This is a genomic window from Streptomyces sp. NPDC007095, assembly GCF_040634475.1.
Classification (GTDB): Bacteria; Actinomycetota; Actinomycetes; order Streptomycetales; family Streptomycetaceae; genus Streptomyces.
Genome location: NZ_JBEYFS010000022.1, coordinates 52,200 through 72,685 on the forward strand (window position 1 = coordinate 52,200; position 20,486 = coordinate 72,685).

Annotated in this window: 20 protein-coding genes and 1 pseudogene; 12 read left to right on the top strand and 9 right to left on the bottom strand. The window is 70.7% G+C overall.

The window, feature by feature from the left end; translation table 11 throughout:
* The first annotated feature begins 128 nt into the window (after positions 1-128).
* The 7 genes from ABZ656_RS10640 (at position 129) to ABZ656_RS10670 (ending at position 5,445) form a co-directional block, all read left to right on the top strand.
* Positions 129-1,250 (top strand): SchA/CurD-like domain-containing protein, encoded by a 1,122-nt coding sequence (locus ABZ656_RS10640; protein ID WP_101402256.1) that lies wholly within the window; start codon positions 129-131, stop codon positions 1,248-1,250.
* A gap of 69 nt (positions 1,251-1,319) precedes the next feature.
* A complete protein-coding gene (locus ABZ656_RS10645; RefSeq protein WP_360266483.1) occupies positions 1,320-1,802 on the top strand; it encodes a cupin domain-containing protein in 483 nt (160 codons plus the stop codon).
* Complete coding sequence (locus ABZ656_RS10650) at positions 1,799-3,067, top strand: beta-ketoacyl-[acyl-carrier-protein] synthase family protein (protein WP_101402258.1); 1,269 nt, start codon at positions 1,799-1,801, stop codon at positions 3,065-3,067. Before ABZ656_RS10645 ends, ABZ656_RS10650 begins: the two co-directional genes overlap by 4 nt.
* Positions 3,064-4,320, top strand: a complete 1,257-nt coding sequence (locus tag ABZ656_RS10655; RefSeq protein ID WP_101402259.1) for a ketosynthase chain-length factor — start codon at positions 3,064-3,066, stop codon at positions 4,318-4,320. Before ABZ656_RS10650 ends, ABZ656_RS10655 begins: the two co-directional genes overlap by 4 nt.
* A 26-nt stretch (positions 4,321-4,346) precedes the next feature.
* Complete coding sequence (locus ABZ656_RS10660) at positions 4,347-4,607, top strand: phosphopantetheine-binding protein (RefSeq protein WP_054232640.1); 261 nt, start codon at positions 4,347-4,349, stop codon at positions 4,605-4,607.
* A gap of 2 nt (positions 4,608-4,609) precedes the next feature.
* Positions 4,610-5,086: an SRPBCC family protein gene (locus ABZ656_RS10665; RefSeq protein ID WP_101402260.1), complete on the top strand. Its 477-nt coding sequence runs from the start codon at positions 4,610-4,612 to the stop codon at positions 5,084-5,086.
* Positions 5,087-5,112: 26 nt separating this feature from the next.
* Positions 5,113-5,445, top strand: a complete 333-nt coding sequence (locus ABZ656_RS10670; protein WP_054232638.1) for a TcmI family type II polyketide cyclase — start codon at positions 5,113-5,115, stop codon at positions 5,443-5,445.
* Positions 5,446-5,539: 94 nt separating this feature from the next.
* Here the strand turns inward: ABZ656_RS10670 and ABZ656_RS10675 are convergent, their stop codons facing one another.
* The 3 genes from ABZ656_RS10675 to ABZ656_RS10685 form a co-directional block, all read right to left on the bottom strand.
* The gene (locus ABZ656_RS10675) at positions 5,540-6,595 is read right to left on the bottom strand and encodes a methyltransferase (RefSeq protein ID WP_101402261.1); all 1,056 of its coding nucleotides are present in this window, start codon (positions 6,593-6,595) and stop codon (positions 5,540-5,542) included.
* A gap of 42 nt (positions 6,596-6,637) precedes the next feature.
* A complete protein-coding gene (locus tag ABZ656_RS10680) occupies positions 6,638-7,699 on the bottom strand; it encodes a right-handed parallel beta-helix repeat-containing protein (RefSeq protein ID WP_101402262.1) in 1,062 nt (353 codons plus the stop codon).
* Between the two features lie 187 nt (positions 7,700-7,886).
* Positions 7,887-10,106 carry an NADP-dependent isocitrate dehydrogenase gene (locus ABZ656_RS10685; RefSeq protein ID WP_101402263.1) on the bottom strand — a complete coding sequence of 740 codons (2,220 nt, stop codon included), beginning with the start codon at positions 10,104-10,106 and terminating at the stop codon, positions 7,887-7,889.
* A gap of 260 nt (positions 10,107-10,366) precedes the next feature.
* Between ABZ656_RS10685 and ABZ656_RS10690 the strand changes: the two genes are divergently transcribed.
* The gene (locus ABZ656_RS10690) at positions 10,367-10,555 is read left to right on the top strand and encodes a hypothetical protein (protein ID WP_101402264.1); all 189 of its coding nucleotides are present in this window, start codon (positions 10,367-10,369) and stop codon (positions 10,553-10,555) included.
* Here ABZ656_RS10690 and ABZ656_RS10695 read toward each other — a convergent pair.
* From ABZ656_RS10695 to ABZ656_RS10705, 3 genes are all read right to left on the bottom strand, one after another.
* Positions 10,539-11,624 carry a mechanosensitive ion channel family protein gene (locus ABZ656_RS10695; RefSeq protein ID WP_101402265.1) on the bottom strand — a complete coding sequence of 362 codons (1,086 nt, stop codon included), beginning with the start codon at positions 11,622-11,624 and terminating at the stop codon, positions 10,539-10,541. The genes ABZ656_RS10690 and ABZ656_RS10695 overlap by 17 nt on opposite strands.
* A 309-nt stretch (positions 11,625-11,933) precedes the next feature.
* The gene (locus ABZ656_RS10700) at positions 11,934-12,698 is read right to left on the bottom strand and encodes a crotonase/enoyl-CoA hydratase family protein (protein ID WP_101402266.1); all 765 of its coding nucleotides are present in this window, start codon (positions 12,696-12,698) and stop codon (positions 11,934-11,936) included.
* A gap of 94 nt (positions 12,699-12,792) precedes the next feature.
* Positions 12,793-13,776, bottom strand: a complete 984-nt coding sequence (locus tag ABZ656_RS10705) for a lysylphosphatidylglycerol synthase transmembrane domain-containing protein (RefSeq protein ID WP_360266493.1) — start codon at positions 13,774-13,776, stop codon at positions 12,793-12,795.
* A 123-nt stretch (positions 13,777-13,899) separates the two neighbouring features.
* Between ABZ656_RS10705 and ABZ656_RS10710 the strand changes: the two genes are divergently transcribed.
* The gene (locus ABZ656_RS10710; protein WP_360266496.1) at positions 13,900-14,028 is read left to right on the top strand and encodes a hypothetical protein; all 129 of its coding nucleotides are present in this window, start codon (positions 13,900-13,902) and stop codon (positions 14,026-14,028) included.
* Between the two features lie 24 nt (positions 14,029-14,052).
* Positions 14,053-16,152: an ABC transporter transmembrane domain-containing protein gene (locus ABZ656_RS10715; RefSeq protein WP_360266511.1), complete on the top strand. Its 2,100-nt coding sequence runs from the start codon at positions 14,053-14,055 to the stop codon at positions 16,150-16,152.
* A gap of 72 nt (positions 16,153-16,224) precedes the next feature.
* Here the strand turns inward: ABZ656_RS10715 and ABZ656_RS10720 are convergent, their stop codons facing one another.
* From ABZ656_RS10720 to ABZ656_RS10730, 3 genes are read right to left on the bottom strand one after another with little or no spacing between them, the layout of a single operon-like run.
* Positions 16,225-16,692, bottom strand: a complete 468-nt coding sequence (locus ABZ656_RS10720) for an MMPL family transporter (protein WP_360266499.1) — start codon at positions 16,690-16,692, stop codon at positions 16,225-16,227.
* A gap of 7 nt (positions 16,693-16,699) precedes the next feature.
* Positions 16,700-17,071 carry a hypothetical protein gene (locus tag ABZ656_RS10725; RefSeq protein WP_360266502.1) on the bottom strand — a complete coding sequence of 124 codons (372 nt, stop codon included), beginning with the start codon at positions 17,069-17,071 and terminating at the stop codon, positions 16,700-16,702.
* A gap of 39 nt (positions 17,072-17,110) precedes the next feature.
* Complete coding sequence (locus ABZ656_RS10730; RefSeq protein WP_360266505.1) at positions 17,111-18,325, bottom strand: globin domain-containing protein; 1,215 nt, start codon at positions 18,323-18,325, stop codon at positions 17,111-17,113.
* A gap of 441 nt (positions 18,326-18,766) precedes the next feature.
* On the opposite strand from ABZ656_RS10730, the pseudogene ABZ656_RS10735 reads away from it, so the two are divergent.
* Positions 18,767-19,120, top strand: a pseudogene (locus ABZ656_RS10735) (radical SAM protein); the annotation flags it as partial.
* A 343-nt stretch (positions 19,121-19,463) separates the two neighbouring features.
* Complete coding sequence (locus tag ABZ656_RS10740; protein ID WP_101402272.1) at positions 19,464-20,378, top strand: universal stress protein; 915 nt, start codon at positions 19,464-19,466, stop codon at positions 20,376-20,378.
* The last annotated feature ends 108 nt before the right edge of the window (positions 20,379-20,486 follow it).

Sequence of the window (20,486 nt, forward strand, 5' to 3'; positions counted from 1 at the left end):
TCACTCGTCCGCACCGGCGGGCTCGCGCGCCTCGGGGGTCGCGTCAACGATCGGCACATGGCGACCCCGGCCTTTGGGACACGGCGGTCGTTCCTGACCTTCCGTGAAGAAGAGAAGAGGTGTGCCGGATGACTACTTCGGGACGTATATCGCAATCGGCGTTCGACGGTTCCAGGCTTCGGGTGATCCTGCTGCTGGACCTGTACGAAGGCGCCCAGGAGCAGTTCCTCGACGCATACGAGCACATGCGCAATCAGGTCGCGTCCGTCCCCGGACACCTCAGCGACCAGCTCTGCCAGTCGATCGAGAACCCCTCGCAGTGGCTCATCACCAGCGAATGGGAGAGCGCCCCGCCCTTCCTCGCCTGGGTGAACAGCGAGGAGCACGTCGAGACGGTCCGGCCGATGCACAACTGCGTCCGGGACACCCGCTCGATGCGCTACAGCATCCTTCGGGAGACCAGCCCCGCCCAGCCGAACGGCCACAAGTCGGCCCAGGCGGGTATGCAGGTCGAGGCCCGGGTGGGCGAAGGTGTGGCACGCCATGCACTCACCTTTACCGTCAAGCCGGGCACCGAGTCGAAGGTCGCGGAGATCCTCGCCGGATACGAGTCCCCCCAGGCCCAGGTCGACGACACCACGCGGCTGCGGCGCACCTCCCTCTTCATGCACGGCAACCGTGTCGTGCGTGCGGTGGAGGTGGAGGGCGACCTCATGGCGGCACTGCGTCACGTCGCCCGCCAGCCGGAGGTACGGGCGGTCGAGGAGGCCATCAACCCGTACCTGGAGCAGGACCGGGACCTGAGGGACCCCGACTCGGCGCGGGTCTTCTTCACCCGGGCCGCGCTCCCGGCCGTGCACCACGTGGTGGCCGGCGGCAAGGCACCCGCGGACCTGCGCCGCCACGCGCTCTACTACCCGGCCAAGCACGGCTGCGGTATGGAGCTGGCCAGGTTGCTCGCCCACCAGGACGAGGCCGCGGCGGAGGACCCGAAGAGCCCGGTGTACGGGAGCACGGTCTTCCAGCGGGACGACATCGTGGTGCGTCTCATCGACGTGACGGGCGAGCTGGACGTGGACCCCGTCGCCGCGCTCGGAGTCAAGGGCGCGAAGAAGGCCGCGGAGCTGGAGCGTCTCCTCGACGGTGCCGCGATCGGCGTCGAGGGCTCCCTGGAGACGGAACGCAACATCAACCGCCTCCTGTCGCACGTCGACATGATGCCCGTCACCGACCGCTCGGCGGATTCCTGACGGAGGGCCGCGGCTCCGTCCGCGGCCCTCCCTCCCCGGACGTCACTGCCCCACCCGGAGGTATCAAGCATGTTCAAGAAGCATCCACGCATCGTGGACCTGAGCGAGACGGAACCCAACCGCAGGCGCGGAGGCGACATCCGGGCCATGCTCACGCCCGCCACGGCGGGGTCCACCAGCGGCTTCATGGGCCTGGCCCTCATCCAGCCCGGCGAGCGCATCGGTGAGCACTACCACCCGTACTCCGAGGAGTTCGTGTACGTCGTCAACGGCGCCCTCGAGGTGGACCTGGACGGCGACAGCTACGCCCTGCGGCCCGATCAGGGTCTGCTGATCCCGATCAACATGCGGCACCGCTTCCGCAACGTCGGCGACACGGAAGCCCGCATGGTCTTCCACCTGGGCCCGCTCGCTCCGCGTCCGAGCCTCGGCCACGTCGACACGGAGGTGACCGACGACACCGCGCCCGACCCCGAGTTCGCCACCGCCGGGGCGGACCTGTCCGCGCCGGACCACGGACAGCCGTCCGAGCGAAGTGGGGCCATAAAGTGACCCGGCGGGTGGCCGTCACCGGTATCGGTGTGGTCGCTCCGGGCGGCACCGGGGCGACGGCGTTCTGGGACCTCCTGTCCAACGGCCGCACCGCGACCCGCGGCATCTCGCTGTTCGACCCGGCGGGCCTGCGTTCCCGCATAGCCGCCGAATGCGACTTCGACCCGCTCGCGCACGGCCTCGACCCGGAGCTGAGTGCACACGCCGACCGGTACATCCAGTTCGCGGTGGTCGCGGCCGGGGAAGCCGTCCGCGACTCCGGACTCGACACCGGCAAGGAGGACCCCTGGCGGGTCGCGGTCTCCCTGGGCAGCGCCGTCGGCGGCACCACCCGCCTGGAACACGACTATGTCCAGGTCAGCGAAAGGGGCCGGCGGTGGGACGTGGACCACCGCGCGGCCGACCCGCAGCTGCACCTGGCGTTCTCGCCCAGCACGCTGGCCTCGGTCGTCGCCGAGGAGTTCGGTGCCCAGGGACCGGTGCAGACCGTCTCCACCGGCTGCACCTCCGGACTCGACGCGGTCGGCTACGCCTTCCACACCATCGAGGAGGGCCGGGCGGACGTCTGCATAGCCGGGGCGTCGGACTCTCCGATATCCCCGATCACCATGGCCTGCTTCGACGCCATCAAGGCCACCTCACCCAACAACGACGACCCCGAGCACGCCTCCCGGCCCTTCGACGCCCACCGCAACGGCTTCGTCATGGGCGAGGGCGGCGCGGTACTGGTCCTGGAGGAGTACGAGCACGCCCGAGCCCGCGGCGCGCACATCTACTGCGAGATAAGCGGCTACGCCACCTACGGCAACGCCTACCACATGACCGGTCTGACCAGCGAGGGGCTGGAGATGGCCCGGGCGATCGACACCACGCTCGCCCAGGCCCGCGTCGACCCCACTCTGATCGACTACGTCAACGCGCACGGTTCGGGCACCCGACAGAACGACCGGCACGAGACCGCCGCCGTCAAGCGGTCCCTGGGCGAGCACGCCTACAAGACGCCCATGAGCTCCATCAAATCCATGGTGGGGCACTCGCTGGGCGCGATCGGCGCGATCGAGGTCGTCGCCTGCGTCCTCGCCCTGAAGCACCAAGTGGTGCCGCCCACGGCGAACTACGAAACTCCCGACCCCGAGTGCGACCTGGACTACGTGCCGCGCACCGCACGCCCGCGGAAGCTGAACAACGTGCTCTCCGTGGGCAGCGGATTCGGCGGATTCCAGTCCGCGGTGCTCCTGACCGGGCCGGGTGGGAGGAACCGATGACCACTCAGCGCACTCAGCGTCCCCGGCGTGCGGCCATCACCGGCATCGGTGTGATCGCGCCCAACGGACTGCGCGCCGACGCGTACTGGAAGTCCGTCAGGGAAGGCCTCGTCGTCCTGGACCGGATCACCCGCGAGGGATGCGAGCACCTGCCGCTCCGTATCGCGGGCGAGGTCCGGTCCTTCGACGCCGCGGCGCTCATCGAGGAGCGGTTCCTCGTCCAGACGGACCGCTTCAGCCACTTCGCGATGGCCGCGACCGTGCTCGCCCTCGACGACGCCGGCCTCGGCCACGGTGACCCCGCGGACCCGTACGACATCGGCGTGATCACCGCCGCCGGATCAGGTGGCGGCGAGTTCGGGCAGCGGGAGCTCCAGAAGCTGTGGGGCCAGGGATCCCGGTACGTGGGCCCGTACCAGTCCATCGCCTGGTTCTACGCGGCCAGCACCGGCCAGATCTCCATCCGGGGCGGCTTCAAGGGGCCCTGTGGAGTGATCGCGAGCGACGAGGCGGGTGGCCTGGACTCCATCGCGCTCGCCGCCCGGGGTGTACGGCGCGGCACCGGGGCGGTGGTCGTCGGATCGGCGGAGGCCCCCCTCGCCCCGTACTCGATGGTGTGCCAGCTCGGATATCCCGAGATCAGCACCGCCGAGGATCCCGGTCAGGCCTATCGGCCCTTCACCGCGGGAGCGTGCGGCTTCGCTCCCGCGGAGGGGGGAGCCATGCTCGTCGTGGAGGACGAGACCCGCGCCCGAGAGCGCGGGGCGGCCGTCCGGGCCACCGTGGCCGGCCATGGGGCCACGTTCACCGGAGCCTCCCGCTGGGAGCGGTCCAGAGAGGGTCTCGCCCACGCGATCCGTGGCGCCCTCGACGAGGCCGGCTGCGCTCCGGAGGAGATCGACGTCGTGTTCGCCGACGCCCTGGGCGTTCCGGAGGCGGACCGCGCCGAAGCCCTGGCCATCGCCGACGCCCTCGGTAAGCACGGCACCCGCGTCCCCGTCACGGCGCCCAAGACGGGCATCGGGCGGGCCTACTGCGGGGCACCCGTGCTGGACACCGCGGCCGCGGTGCTCGCCATGGAGAACGGTCAGGTACCCCCCACCCCCAACGTGTTCGACATCTGCCACGACCTCGACCTGGTGATGTCGAGCGCTCGCCCCGCCGAGCTGCAGACGGCCCTGGTCCTCAGCAGGGGACTGATGGGCTCCAACGCGGCGCTGGTAGTGCGCCGCGGCGGCGACTCCGCCCGATAGGACCGGGCGGGAAGGAGAACAGACCCATGATCACCACTGAAGTGACCCTCATCGAACTGGCCTCGCTGATGAAGAAGGCGGCCGGTGTCTCCGTCGACCCCGAGGACCTCGAGAAGTCGTCGGACTCCCCGTTCGGCACCCTCGGCCTCGACTCCCTCGGCCTGCTCGGCATCGTCGGTGAGCTGGAGAACCGGTACAGCCAGCCGCTGCCCCCCGACGCCGAGCGCTGCAAGACCCCCCGTGAGTTCCTCGACCTCGTCAACAACACCCTCAAGGCTGGAGCCTGAAAGTGGCAGGACACACCGAGAACAGCATCACCATCGACGCCCCCCTCGACCTCGTCTGGGACGTGACCAACGACATCGAGAACTGGCCGCAGCTCTTCAGCGAGTACGCGTCACTGGAGGTGCTCTCCCGCGACGGCGACACGACGAAGTTCCGCCTGACCATGCACCCGGACGAGAACGGCAAGGTCTGGAGCTGGGTCTCGGAGCGGACCGTGGACCGTGCCAGGCGGACGGTCCGCGCCCGCCGCGTCGAGACGGGCCCCTTCGACCACATGAACATCCGGTGGGAGTACGAGGAGACCCCCGAGGGCACCCACATGCACTGGGTGCAGGACTTCGCGATGAAGCCCGAGGCCCCGGTCGACGACGCCTGGATGACCGACAACATCAACCGCAACTCCCGCGTCCAGATGGAGCTCATCCGGGACCGGATCGAGAAGGTCGCCCGCGACCGTCAGAACGCGCCGTTGCCCGGCTGACAGCCGGAGCCCAGGAAGGACATCCGATGCACCACGCCCTCATCGTCGCGCGCATGGCGCCCGACTCGGCCCCGGCGATCGCCGATGTGTTCGCCGCCTCCGACCGCGGTGAACTCCCGCACCTGATCGGCGTCAAGCGGCGCAGCCTTTTCCAGTTCGGTGATGTGTACATGCACCTCATCGAAGCCGACAAGGACCCGGCGCCCGCCATCGCGAAGGTGGTCGGGCACCCCGAGTTCCGGAGCGTCAGCGAGCAGCTGTCGGCGTACGTCAGCGCGTACGACCCGCAGACGTGGCGCAGCCCCAAGGACGCCATGGCCCAGTGCTTCTACCGCTGGGAGCGGGACGCCGTCTCCTGAGGCGAACGCCCGGACACAACCCGAGGCCGCCGACCCCGCGATGGACGCGGAGCCGGCGGCCTCGGGTTTTTCCCGGTGCGCCGGGAAGGCCGGATCAGCTGGGGATCGTGCACTCGAAGGCGTGCAGATACGCGTTGACCGGACGGAACTCGTTGATGACGAGCCCCGCGTCCGTCAGCCGGTCGACCATGCTCTGCCGGGTGTGCTTCGCACCGCCGACGTTGAGGAGCAGCAGCAGGTCCATGGCCGTGGTGAACCGCATCGACGGGGTGTCGTCGACGAGGTTCTCGATGACGACGACGCGGGCACCGGGCCGCGCCGCCTTGCGGACGTTGGCCAGCGCCCTGCGGGTGCTGTCGTCGTCCCACTCCAGGATGTTCTTGATGATGTACAGGTCCGCCTGGACCGGGATGTCCTCACGGCAGTCCCCGGCCACGACGCGCACCCGCTCGGCCAGCGAACCGCCGGCGCGCAGCCGGGGATCGGCGTTCTCCACCACTCCCGGCAGGTCGAGCAGCGTGCCGTGCATCCCGGGGTGCTTCTCCAGCATGCTGACCAGGACCTGGCCCTGACCGCCGCCGATGTCCGCGACCGAGGACACGCCGCGCAGATCGAGAAGGTTCGCCACGTCCCGCGCCGACTGCTCGCTGGACGTCGTCATGGCCCGGTTGAACACGTACGCCGACTCCGGGGCCTCTTCGTTGAGGTAGTCGAAGAACTCCCGCTCGTACACGTCCTCGAAGACGTTCCGTCCGGAGCGCACCGCCTCGTCGAGCTTCGGCCAGACATTCCACGTCCACGGCTCGGTGCACCACAGGGCGATGTAGCGGAGGCTGTGCGGGTCGTCCTCGCGCAGCAGCCGGGACATCTCCGTGTGTGCGAAGGTGCCGTCCGGGAGTTCGGTGAAGACCCCCTGGCAGGACAGCGCGCGCAGCAGCCGCCGCAGGGTCTTCGGCTGAGCCTTCACCGTCGCCGCCAGGTCCTCCACGCGCTTGGGCGTGTCGCCCAGGGCGTCCGCCACGCCGAGGCGGGCGGCCGCGCGTACGGCGGCGGCGCACGCCGCTCCGAAGGCGAGCTCCCGCAGCCGCATGGACGGCGGCGGGGGAGCCGGATCGGCCGTGGTCGGGGGAGCCGGATCAACAGTGGTCATGGTCGTGCCTCGCTTCTGGGGTCGTGCTGGTGGGGGGAGGGGTCAGCACAGTCCGGCGGGCTCGGAATGTGCGCAGGTGTTGCCGTGGAAGGTGTTGCCCTTGCCCTTGACGCGGTCGCGGTTGGCGAGGTCGGCCTTGCCGTTGCGCTGCACCACGTTGTCGCGGATCTCGTTGCGCTCGTTGACGGCGCCCACGAAGCTCTTGTAGAGCACGATGCCGCCGGACAGCGGAGAGGTGCCCACGTTGTCCTCGACCCTGTTCTCCGCCACCAGTGTCTTCTCGGCGCCGGTGAGGACGATCCCGGAGCCCTGCAGGAAGGGCAGACGGGGGGTCTTGGGGCAGTACTTGTTGTTGGCGTGGACGTAGTTGCGGACCACGCTCAGCGCCCCGACGCGTGGCTTGTTCTCGTCGCCCACGACGAACACCGCGGCGCAGTTGCCGGTCGCCTCGTTGTGATCGACAGTCAGGTTCCGCAGCCGTCGGACCGTGACGCCGATCCGGTTGCCGGTCAGAAGGTTGTGACTGACGACCGTCCCCAGGGTGTCCCGGGCGCCCTCCTCGGTGCTGACCGTGTTGGACAGGAACAGTCCGGCGTCGCCGTTGTTCCGGGCGAGGTTGTAGCGGAACACCCCGCGCACGGAGCGCTCCTGGGCGATGCCCCACTGGCCGTTCTTCTCGGCGACCACTCCCTGGACCGTCAGCCGGTCGGTGCCCGACGCCCACAGGCCGTGCTTGGCGAAGCCTCTGAGGGTCAGTGAGCTGACGGTGACGCCCGTGACGCGCTTTTTGTCCGTTCCGGTGACACAGATCCCGTTGCCGGCCTTGGCGCAGCTGTCGGTGGCCTTGCCCGGCACGATGACGGTGGAGCGCGCACCGTAGCCGCGCAGCGTCAGGTTCGACACCGTGACGCGGACGCTCTCGTGGTAGATGCCGGGGGAGAGGACGACGGTGTCCCCCGGGTGTGCGGAATTCACGGCCTTCTGGATCGACCCGCCGGGTTTGACCCAGAGCACCGTCCGGTGCTCGGCTGACGGGGCGGCACCCAGCACCGACGCCGTGACGGCTGCGGTGCAGGCGAGGTAGGCCATTTGTCGTTTTGTCATAGGCCGAAGCTAAGAGCGGATGTTCCGGCCCGCCACCGCTGATCACCCAGGTGGACCGCCGATGTCACCTGCCTGCGCGCGTAAGGGTGAGGCAGCGGAGGCAGCGGCGTCGGCGGACACGCGACCGCCCCGGCCGGAGAGCCCGGCCGGGGCGGTGCGGTGGTGACGCGTGGGCGCCGACGGTGTGTCAGGCGAGGGTCGCGAGCGTCGCGTTCCAGGTGGCCGAGGGGCGCATGACGGCCGCGGCCTTGGCCGGGTCGGGCTGGTAGTAGCCGCCGATGTCGGCGGGCTTGCCCTGGACCGCGAGCAGCTCGTCGACGATCGTCCGCTCCTGCGCGGTCAGCGTCTCGGCGAGCGGGGCGAACGCCTTGGCGAGGTCCGCGTCGTCGGTCTGCTTGGCCAACTCCTGTGCCCAGTACAGGCCCAGGTAGAAGTGGCTGCCGCGGTTGTCGATGCCGCCGACGCGACGGGTCGGCGACTTGTCCTCGTTGAGGAAGGTCGCCGTCGCGCGGTCGAGGGTGTCGGCGAGCACCTGTGCGCGCGCGTTGCCCGTGCTCTGCGCGAGGTGCTCGAAGCTGGCCGCGAGGGCGAAGAACTCGCCCAGGCTGTCCCAGCGCAGGTAGTTCTCCTTGACCAGCTGCTGGACGTGCTTCGGGGCGGAGCCGCCGGCACCCGTCTCGAAGAGGCCGCCGCCCGCCATCAGCGGAACCACCGAGAGCATCTTGGCGCTGGTGCCCAGCTCCAGGATCGGGAACAGGTCGGTCAGGTAGTCACGCAGGACGTTGCCGGTGACCGAGATGGTGTTCAGGCCCTTGCGGATGCGCTCCAGGGAGAACTTCGTCGCCTCGACCGGGGACAGGATCTTGATCTCCAGGCCCTCGGTGTCGTGCTCCGGCAGGTACGCGTTGACCTTCTCGATCAGCTGCGCGTCGTGGGCGCGGGTCTCGTCCAGCCAGAACACCGCCGGGTCGCCGGTGGCGCGGGCGCGGGTGACGGCCAGCTTCACCCAGTCCCTGATCGGGTCGTCCTTGGTCTGGCAGGCGCGGAAGATGTCGCCCGCGCCGACGGCCTGCTCCAGGACCACGTTGCCGGCCTGGTCGACGAGGCGGACCGTGCCGGTGGTGGGGATCTCGAAGGTCTTGTCGTGGCTGCCGTACTCCTCGGCCTTCTGCGCCATCAGACCGACGTTCGGCACCGAGCCCATGGTGGACGGGTCGAAGGCGCCGTGGGCGCGGCAGTCGTCGATGACGACCTGGTAGACGCCGGAGTAGCTGCTGTCCGGGAGGACGGCGAGGGTGTCGGCCTCCTGGCCGTCCGGGCCCCACATGTGGCCGGAGGTGCGGATCATCGCCGGCATGGAGGCGTCGACGATCACGTCGGAGGGGACGTGCAGGTTGGTGATGCCCTTGTCCGAGTCGACCATCGCGAGGGCCGGGCCCTCGGCGAGCTCGGCGTCGAAGGACGCCTTGATCTCGGCGCCCTCGGGCAGCGCCTCGAGGCCCTTGAAGATGCCGCCCAGACCGTCGTTCGGGGTCAGACCGGCGGCGGCGAACGTCTCGCCGTACTTCGCGAACGTCTTGGGGAAGAAGGCGCGTACGACGTGGCCGAAGACGATCGGGTCGGAGACCTTCATCATCGTGGCCTTGAGGTGCACGGAGAACAGCACGTCCTCGGCCTTGGCGCGGGCGATCTGCGCCGTGAGGAACTCGCGCAGTGGCGCGACGTGCATGACGGACGCGTCGACGACCTCGCCCGCGAGGACGGGTACGGACTCGCGCAGCACGGTGGTGGAGCCGTCGTCGCCCGCCAGCTCGATGCGGAGCGAGCCCGCCTCGGAGATCACCGCGGACTTCTCGGTGGAGCGGAAGTCGTCGGCGCCCATGGTGGCGACGTTGGTCTTGGACTCGGGGGTCCAGGCGCCCATGCGGTGCGGGTGGGTCTTGGCGTAGTTCTTGACCGACGCGGGAGCGCGGCGGTCGGAGTTGCCCTCGCGCAGGACCGGGTTCACGGCGGAGCCCTTGACCTTGTCGTAACGGGCGCGGATGTCGCGCTCCTCGTCCGACTTCGGGTCGTCCGGGTAGGCCGGAAGCGCGTAGCCCTGCTCCTGGAGCTCGGCGATCGCGGCCTTCAGCTGCGGGATCGAGGCCGAGACGTTCGGCAGCTTGATGATGTTGGCCTCGGGCGTCTTGGCCAGGTCACCGAGCTCGGCGAGGGCGTCGGGAACGCGCTGGCCCTCCTCGAGGAACTCGGGGAAGAGCGCGAGGATGCGCCCGGCCAGCGAGATGTCACGGGTCTCCACAGTGACACCCGCCTGCGAGGCGTACGCCTGGACGACCGGCAGGAACGAATACGTCGCCAGGGCCGGGGCCTCGTCAGTGTGCGTGTAAATGATGGTCGAGTCAGTCACCGGGTGCTCCGCTCCACGTCTGCAACATTGCTCGACATCAAGATATCTCCTGAACGACCCCGGCTCGACAGGGGTCCGTCCGCCATCGCCGTGAACTGGAGGTGGCGGGCGCAGACACTCGCCCTCGACGCCCTCACACTCCTGCTGGACTGGCGCTCACCTGTACCGGCTCGTCCTTCCGAACGGCAGCGAACCATGAGATATCGCACGAGAGCGACGGCCCCCACGGCCTCGCTGGTCGACGCCACCGCGACCCTCACATGGGCGAAAAGTCGCGGGTCACCCCGGCGCGCCCGGTGCCGCAGCACGCCCGGGTGACCGTCCGTGTCGAGTACGCCGCCGAGTGTCACCGGGGCTCCTGTGTGAGCACCGAGGACCGCATCGCCATCGCCTCCGAGGTCTCGGGGGCAGGACCGGTCAGGCTTCCCGGCGCTACCTCCCCGACGTGACCTCGCGCTGGTGCGGGATGCCCGCCTCCAGCAGCTCGGCCCCGCCCGGCTGCAGTGCCACCGTCCGCGTGGGCGCCGGGATCCGGATGCCCTCGTCCCGGTACCGCTTGTGCAGGCGCTTGATGAACTCGTGCTTGATCCGGTACTGGTCGCTGAACTCCCCGACGCCGAGGATGACGCTGAAGCTGATGCGGGAGTCGCCGAAGGTGTGGAAGCGGACGGCGGGCTCGTGGTCCGGGACCGCGCCGGTGATCTCGGTCATCGTCTCGGTGACGACCTCGGTGGTCACGCGCTCGACGTGCTCCAGGTCGCTGTCGTAGCCGACGCCGACCTGGACGATGAGCGTCATCTGCTGCTCGGGGCGGTTGAAGTTGGTCATGTTGGTGCCCGCGAGCTGGGCGTTGGGGATGATGACCAGGTTGTTGGAGAGCTGACGGACCGTCGTGTTGCGCCAGTTGATGTCGACGACGTAGCCCTCCTCGCCGCTGCTGAGGCGGATGTAGTCGCCGGGCTGGACCGTCTTCGAGGCGAGGATGTGGACGCCCGCGAAGAGGTTGGCGAGGGTGTCCTGAAGGGCGAGCGCCACCGCGAGACCGCCCACGCCCAGGGCCGTGAGCAGCGGGGCTATGGAGATGCCCAGCGTCTGCAGCATGACGAGGAAGCCCATGGCCAGCACCACGACCCGGGTGATGTTGACGAAGATGGTGGCCGAACCCGCGACACCCGAGCGGGACTGGGCCAGCGACCGGACGAGGCCGGTGATGACCCGGGCCGCGGTCAGGGTCGCGACGAAGATGAGGACGACGGTCAGGACCCTGTTGACGTTGCGTCCGACCGGAGCCGTCAGCGGAAGCACCGCGCCCGCCGCCGAGACGCCCGCGGCGATCGCTCCCCAGGGGACGAGCGTGCGCAGCGCGTCGACGATGAAGTCGTCACCGCTCCACCGGGTGCGCGAGGCGTGCTTGCCGAGCCAGCGCAGCAGTATGCGCAGCAGGAACGCGGCCAGCAGACCCGCCACCACGGGGATCCCGGCCATCATCAGGTCGTCCAGTGTGAGGGAGTGTTTCACCGGCAGCCTCCCGTGCGACGGAGGGGAAGGCCCGCGGGCCGGATGTGCTGTGTCGTCACTTGCCACCTGCTCGAATCCGGGAATGCACGATCAAGCCCGGACGTGTGTTCGTCGTCCGGGGTGATCTCTCATCCTGCCGTACTCGCGGGTACGTCCGTTACCGGGCCCACACGTCTCCGGCACACCTGCCGACCACACCTGCCGGCCTGTCACCAGGGTCTCGGCCGGGGCCGATTCGGCCGGGGCCGACCCGATCGAGACCGACCCGATCGAGCCGACGGTCCGCGACACAGCACAGACCCCTGCCCGCTACCTCGCCGTGAACGAGCCGTGCCGCCCGGCTCCCGACGCGAAGCGGGCGGCACCCTCCATGCCCTCGGCCAACACGTCCATGCCGTAACGGAGTTCGACGCGCATGGCCGCCGCCTCGACCAGGCCCTCCTGGTCGAGGACCGACGCGCGGTCGCTGCGCAGACAGGACTGGGGGAAGTCGGCGATGGCCGCGGCGAGTTCCTCGGCCTCGGCCCGGGCGCGGCCGGTCGGGACGAGCCGGTTGGCGAGGCCCATCTCGTACGCCTCGGCGGCCGGCACCGCGCGGCCGGTGAGGATCATGTCCATCGCACGGCTGGCGCCGATGAGGCGAGGGAGCCGTACGGTGCCGCCGTCGATGAGCGGGACGCCCCAGCGGCGACAGAAGACGCCGAAGACGGCGTCCTGCTCGGCGACCCGCAGATCGCACCAGAGCGCCAGTTCCAGGCCGCCCGCCACGGCATGCCCCGCGACCGCCGCGATGACCGGCTTGGACAGCCGCAGCCGGGTGGGACCCATCGGCCCGTCACCGTCCTGCGCGACCCTGTTGCCGTGCTCGGTGCCGATCGCTTTGAGGTCCGCGCCGGCGCAGAACGTGCCGCCCTCGCCCCAGAGCACCGCCACCCGGGCCGTCTCGTCCGCCTCGAACTCCCGGAAGGCGTCGGCGAGTTCGGCGGCGGTCGGCCCGTCCACGGCGTTGCGGGCGGCGGGGCGGGAGAGGACGACCGTGGTGACGTACCCCTGGCGTTCGATCCGGACCGACATCGTGCTGTCCCCTTCTCGCGGCCGTGTACGCCTTCTCCTGAGCGGCGTACGGGGAGGTTACTCCGGAGCTGCCGGCGGCGCGGATCCGTGCCGCTCAGATCACCTTCAGACGGACCAGCGCCCCCAGCGTCAGCGCCCCGGGCAGCAGCGGCACCCACACCGTGATGATCCGGTACGCCAGCACGACCGCCGTCGCCACGGCCACCGGGCCGCCCGCCGCCACCAGCGCGACGATCAGCGCGGCCTCCACCGAACCGATGCCGCCCGGCGTGGGCACCATCGCGACGGCCGCCGTCGCCGCCAGATACGCGAGCGCCATGTGCAGGGGAGGCACCGCCAGGTTCATCGCCTGACCGACCGCGGTCAGTCCGGCGGCCTGCAGCAGCGGGAAGGCGAGCGATCCGCCCCACAGGGCGAGCGCGCGTGCCGGGCGGGAGTGCACGGAGCGGGCCTCGCCGAGCGCGGTGCGCAGGAACGAGAACACGGCCCTGCGCAGCCGTCGTACGAGAAGAAGCGTGGCCACCGCGGCCAGGAGGACCACTCCCGCGGCGAGCAGCAAGGGGCCCATCGCGCCGGAGGGGAGGAGGGATCCGATGTGCAGGGCTCCGGGGAACGCGATGAGCAGGCCCACCAGGAGGGTGAGCCGTGCGATCGACTCCGCGAGCATGTAGAGCGCGAGCGCGGCGGAGGAGCGGGCGAGCGGGACGCCGCACACGGCCATGAAGCGCAGATTGACCGCGCTGGCACCAAGACCGGTCGGCAGCAGGTGGTTGGCCGCACCCGCGGCGAACTGGGTGGCGAGCAGCCGGCGCGCGGGCAGGCGCTGCACGACCGCGCCCTGCCGGGCGGAGGCCGCGGCGACCCAGGTCAGGCAGGTCGCGACGGCGGCGGCCAGCAGCCACGGCCATTCGGCCGAGCGCAGATGGCCGAAGCCCTCCATGAGGACGGACCGATGCCGTGCCGCGACGACCAGGACGAGGGCGAGCGGGATCAGGCACAGGACCGACCTGAGCGGGAAGCGTCGGGATCCTCGGGGGAACCCCTGGGGAAGCTTCTGGGGAAGTCGAACCGCTGTCACACCGGGAGAGGTTCTCCACACCGCGCCAACGGGGGGTTGCGGGCGCGCGTCCGGCGGCTGACGTGCCGGGCAAGGTGCGGGAGGGGTCGTCGCCGTCGTGGGTGCCGTCATGGATTCCTTACTGTGTTCTTCGCCGTGTTCTGCGACGCGTTCCTCGGTGTGTTCCTCGGCGTGTTTCTCGGTGTGTTCCCGCGCGCTTTCCGTCGTGTGCGTGGAATTCGTCCAGGAAGCATTGACCTCAACGATGCTTGAGGTCCTACGGTCACTCCCATGAGCATGGAGAGCACAGCCTGGACCCAGCTGTACAGCGTCATGAACGCGCAGCAGGAGCGCCGTCCCTTCGCCCGCGCGACCCTGCGTCGCATCGCCGCCTTCGCCCGTCCGCATCGCCGCCGTATCGGCCAGTTCGTGGTCCTCAGCGTGCTGACCGCGCTGCTGGCCGTCGCGACGCCGGTGCTCGCGGGGCGCGTCGTGGACGCCATCGTGTCCGGCGGCGACGAAGCCACCGTCATCCGCCTTGCCGTGCTCATCGCACTCATCGCGCTCGCCGAGGCGGCGCTCGGGCTCCTCGGCCGCTGGCTGTCGGCGACGCTCGGCGAGGGGCTCATCCTCGATCTGCGGACGGCTGTGTTCGATCATGTGCAGCGCATGCCGGTCGCGTTCTTCACACGTACCCGTACGGGTGCGCTGGTCAGTCGACTCAACAACGACGTGATCGGCGCCCAACGCGCCTTCAGCAACACACTGTCGGGAGTCGTCAGCAATCTCGTCACCCTGCTGCTCACCCTCGCCGTCATGCTCACCTTGTCCTGGCAGATCACCCTGCTCGCGCTGGTGCTGCTGCCGGTGTTCGTGGTGCCCGCGCGGCGGACGGGCAGCCGGATGGCACGTCTGCAACGGGAGGCGGCGAACCTGAACGCGTCGATGGGCACCCGGATGACCGAGCGGTTCTCCGCGCCCGGCGCCACGCTCATCAAGCTCTTCGGACGGCCCGAGGACGAGTCCGCGGAGTTCGCGGCGCGGGCCCGGCGGGTGCGGGACATCGGGGTGCGCACGGCGATGGCGCAGTCGGCGTTCATCACGGCCCTCACACTGGTCTCCGCCCTGGCGCTCGCGCTCGTGTACGGGCTCGGCGGCTGGTTCGCGCTGCGCGGCAGTCTGGAGCCGGGCGCCGTCGTCTCACTGGCGCTGCTGCTGACCCGCCTGTACGCGCCGCTCACCTCGCTCGCCGGGGCGCGCGTCGAGGTCATGAGCGCCCTGGTGAGTTTCGAGCGCGTCTTCGAGGTGCTCGACCTCAAGCCGCTCATCGAGGAGAAACCGGACGCCCGTACGGTCCCGGAAGGCCCGTCGGCCGTGGAGTTCGAGGACGTCCGCTTCGCCTACCCCTCCGCCGACAAGGTCTCCCTCGCCTCCCTGGAGGAGGTCGCCGCCCTCGACACCCGGGGTGGCGCCGAGGTCCTGCACGGCGTGTCCTTCCGCGCCGAGCCCGGCCAGACCGTCGCCCTCGTCGGCTCCTCCGGCGCCGGCAAGTCGACCATCGCCCAACTGCTGCCGCGCCTGTACGACACCGACGAGGGCACCGTCCGCATCGGCGGCGTCGACGTCCGCGACCTGAGCGCCGAGTCGATGCGCGAAACCCTCGGCATGGTCACCCAGGACGGTCACCTCTTCCACGACTCGGTACGCGCCAACCTGCTTCTGGCCCGTCCCTCCGCGACGGAGGACGACCTGTGGGACGTACTGCGCAGGTCCCGTCTCGAAGACCTCGTACGCTCCCTGCCCGACGGCCTCGACACCGTGGTCGGCGAGCGCGGCTACCGTCTCTCCGGCGGCGAGCGCCAGCGCATGACCATCGCCCGGCTGCTGCTCGCCCGCCAGCGTGTCGTCATCCTCGACGAGGCCACCGCCCATCTGGACAACACCTCGGAGGCGGCCGTCCAGGAGGCGCTCACCGAGGCGCTGGAAGGGCGTACGGCCGTGGTGATCGCGCACCGGCTGTCCACCGTGCGGACCGCCGACGTGATCCTCGTCGTGGAGGCCGGGCGGATCGTGGAGCGGGGCACGCACGAGGAGCTGCTCACGGCGGAGGGCCGGTACGCGGAGCTGTACCGCACTCAGTTCACGAAGGACCGGGAGGTCACGAAGGGCCGGGAAGTCACGAAGGACCGGGAGGTCACGAAGGACCGGGAGGTCACGAAGGGCCGGGAAGTCACGAAGGACCGGGAGGTCACGAAGGACCGGGAGGTCAGCAACGTCCGCGAAGTCAGCGAGGACCGGGAAGTCAGCGAGGACCGGGAAGTCAGCGAGGACCGGGAAGTCAGCGAGGACCGGGACGGCGTGGCGGAGATCGTCGTCGCGGGGGAGGCGATCCCGTAGGACCGTCGGCCGACGCTCCGTCCCGCCGGATCACCGGATCTCCGGATCCGCCGGGGCGGAGGTGAGGTGCCGTCAGTCGGCCGTCGACGGGGTGGCCGACGCCCGCGCGCCTTCGGCGTCGCCCGCCCCGGTACGGGGTACGGGCGCGGATTCCGGTACGGCCGCGCCGTGCGCGTGGTCGAGCCGGTCGCCCTCGACGTCGAGGGCGGGAAGGCGGCGCTCCAGCCACTTCGGCAGCCACCGGGCCGCGTGCCGGGTCGGTGCCAGGACGGCCGGGACGAAGGTCATCCGGATGACGAACGCGTCGAGCAGGACACCGGCGGCGAGCTCGAAGGCGATCTGTTCGAGCATCGTGCTGTCGGAGGTGAGGAAGGCGGCGAAGACCGAGGTCATGATGAGGGCCGCGGCTGTCACGACGCGCCCGCTGTGCCGCGCGCCGCTGTGCACCACGCCCAGCGGGTTCCCGGTGCGGAGGCAGAACTCCCGCAGAGGACGATGACGGCCCGGTCGGTGGACCGTCACCGACCGGGCCGTGCTCATCGCGGACTCACGCCGGGTCGCCGCCGCGCCACGGCGGGGCCGCCGTCCGGTGGCTGTCGTCCGAGGCGTGGGCGGCCTTGTCGGTCTGCCGGCGCAGCCGGTCCTGGAGCTGGTCGACAACCTCCGTGCCGGTGGCCTCCTCGGCGAGGACGACCACCTGCCGGCTGCCCACGTGCAGGTCGGCCGTGGCCGACCAGGGGCGGTCGGCGTGGTGAGCGGCCGCTCGGACGATACGCACTTCGCCGGTGACGGCGGGCAGCCCCGGCCGGGTGACGACGGCGTCGATCTTCGTACGGGCGTACTCCAGGGTGTCCTCGTCCACGGCGCCCTCGCAGCGCAGCAGAACCGCGGGTGACCCTTGTGCGGTGTCGCCGGTCATGTGAATTCCTCCCTCAAAGCAATGTTGGGTTGGTGTGCTTCAGGCCGCTGGGCCGGGCAGCCACAGGTCGGGGCCGAAGACCTCGTAGCGGACGCGTCGGGCCGGGATACCGGCGCGCAGCAGCTGCCCGCGAACCTCCTGCATGAACGGCAGTGGGCCGCACAGGAACACCGTGGCGTCCTCGGGCAGTGCGATCCCGTCGATGTCCATCAGACCGGGGCGGGCGTCGGGTTCCTCCGCACCGGGCTGCTCGTACCAGAACACGGCGCGGGCGCCGGGCAGTTGCCCGACCAGCTCGCGGGTCTCGGTGCGCAGGGCGTGCTCGGCGGGAGAGCGGTCGGCGTGCAGCACCAGCACCGGGCGGGGTGAGCCGGTGGCGGCAAGGTGGGCCAGGATGCCGGTCACAGGGGTGCAGCCGATGCCCGCGGACACGAGCACGACCGGGTCGGTGGTGTCGTCCGGGTCGTCGAGGAAGACGTCGCCGAAGGGCGCGGACAGGGTCAGTTCGTCGCCTTCACGGACCTGCTCGTGCAGCAGGTTGGAGACCTCACCGTCCGGCTCGTCGGACGTACCGGTGACCCGCTTCACGGTTATCCGCCGCAGGTCGTCGCCTGGGTCGGACGACAGGCTGTACTGCCGCAACTGGTGCACGCCGTCGGCCATGCGGACACGCACGCTCACGTACTGGCCCGCCCGGGCCTGCGGCGCCGGGTCGCCGTCGACGGGGGTGAGCAGGAAGGACACCGTGTCCGGGGTCTCGGTGCGGCGCTCGACGACGGTCCACTGCCGCCACACCTTGCCGGGCTCCACGGCAGCGTCCTGGTAGAGGCGGGCCTCCCGGCCGATCAGGGCGTCGGCCATCAGCCAGTACACCTCGTCCCAGGCGGCCGCCACCTGAGGCGTGACCGCGTCGCCGAGCACTTCGGCGATCGCGCCGAACAGGTACTTGTGGACGATCGTGTACTGGTCGTCGGTGACCCCGACGGCGGCGTGTTTGTGCGCGATCCGGTCCAGGAGTGTGTCAGGACGGGCGTCCGGGTCGTCGAGCAGTGCGGTCGCGAACCCGGCGATCGAGCCGGCCAGGGCGCGCCGCTGGGCGCCGCTGGCCTGGTTGCCGCGGTTGAACATTCCATCGAGCAGTTCCGGCCGGTCGCGGAACATCGCGCCGTAGAAACGCGTCGTGATCTCGTCGAGTGCTCCGGCGACCGCGGGCAGGGTGGCACGGACCACGGCGGCGGACTCTGCGGACAGCATGGGGCCTCCCAGGCAGGGCGGAAGTGGTGGGATGAGCGCCGCTTCGCATCAGGGCGGCGGTCTTCTGTGTATCAGGCAGCGGCCCGCGTTTCGGCGTCGTTTCGCCTCGTTGGGCGAAGAGGGGACCAATGGCCCCATCGACTCGGGCGCATCGGCCCAACAGCCGCATCGGTCCCAGGGCCGTACGGCGCCGGCGCGGTCTCCTCTCGGGTTCAGGATGGACGCCCCGGCTGAAAGGTGCAGAGCGCGACCTGCCGGGCCCGCGTGCCGCAGGACCGCCGCGCCGACTGGCTGCGGGCCGGAACGGTCCTCCAGCACGTCTGACTACGCGCAACCGTCCAACTCCATGCACGACAAGTACGCCTACGAGCGCATCGAGATGCCGCTGCACGACCACCCCGTGCACCGCTTCATGGCCTGCGGCACAGCAGGGCTGTCGGTCGCGACGGGAAGCAGACCACCGTCGACGAGGTGCTGGCCGAGATCGGGAAGTACCGGGCCTTCGTCACCACCGCAGGCGGAGGAGTGACGCTCACGGGCGGCGAGGCGCTGCTCCAGCCCGCTCTCACGGCCGAGATCTTCCACCGCTGCAAGGAACTCGGCCTGCACACCGCACCGGACACCTCCGGCTTCCTCGGCGCCCGCGCGACCGACGAATTGCTCGCCGACACCGACCTGGTGCTGCTGGACATCAAGTCCTTCGACGTCCGCACCCACCGGAAGCTGACCGGCGGCGAACTCGCCCCGACCCTCAACTTCGCCACCCGCCTGGACCGGCTCGGCGTTCCGGTGTGGAGCTTCAGACGGCCGCTCCCCGGCTGTACATCCCCGGGGAAGCCCGGCGGGCGTACGGCACCGGACGGGATGCCTACGACGCGCTGGCCGCGGCTCTGGCCGCCACGGTGATCAGAGCTCGGCTCACCGACTGGCCCGCCGCCGAGGACGCCGCACTCGTCTGCACCGAGGGGCGGATTCACGTGCCCGGTCCCGGCCGCTGCCACTCCTGCAGCCCGGCTGACTCCGCGTCACGGACCTCCGGCACGTGGGCCGTTCGGCCCCCCGGCAGGGACCTCGGGCCCCTGCTGCCCCACGTGCTCGGCCCGGAGACTGACCTGGCACCCCTGAAGGAGGTCCGTACATGTCCACCATCACCGTCGGTCTCGACGGCTCACCCGAGAGCCTGGCCGCGGCCGACTGGGCCGCCCGCGAAGCACAGGAACGCGGGGCGCCCCTGCGTCTCGTGCATGGCGGGGAACAAATGCGCTACCTGTACGCGCCGCTCGCCGGCGTCCCGGCGCCGGGCGCGATCGATGCGCAGCGCGAGTGGGCCGCCTACATGCTGCGCGAGGCGGAGTCACGGCTCGCGCAGCGTCACCCGGGTCTGCGGATCACCACACAGCAGACCGAGGAGCAGGCCGTCCCCGCCCTGCTGGCCGCCGCCGAGAACGCCGACCTGCTGGTTCTCGGTTCTCGGGGCCTCGGCGGAGTCGCCGGGTTCCTGGTCGGCTCCGTCGCCCTCGCCGTCGTGGCACGATCCCCGCGGCCCGTCGTCCTCGTACGAGCCGGCGAGAGCGCCGCGGACGAACATCTGCCGGACGCCACGGGGACAGCGTCCACCGCGGCCCCGTACCGCGACGTGGTCCTGGGGCTTGACCTGGAGAACCCGGGAGACGCCGTCATCGGGTTCGCGTTCGAGGCGGCCCAGCGTCGCGCGGCCGACCTGCGAGTGGTCCACGGCTGGTCGCTGCCGGCCGCCTACGGCTACGGCGCCGCCATGGATGCCGGGCTCAACGACGAGCTGGCCGAGCAGGTACGGCACCGGCTGACCGATGTGCTGCGGCCGTGGAAGGACAAGTATCCGGGCGTCGAGGTGCGTGAGCAGGCCGTGGTCGGCGGCGCGGGCCGCCACCTCGTGCACGCCTCGCGGGACGCGGCCCTGGTCGTCGTCGGCCGGAGGAACCGCCGCGCGCCGGTCGGCGGCCACATCGGCCCGGTGACGCACGCTGCGCTCCAGCACGCCTCCGCGCCGGTTGCGGTGGTCCCGCACGACTGAGCGCCACGCAGGTGCGGACGGGCCCCGGGACGCCTCCCGCAGCGACGCACTGATCGCGGGTGAGATCAGCATCACTCGGCTCGTCATTCGCCCACTCCCATGTCCGAC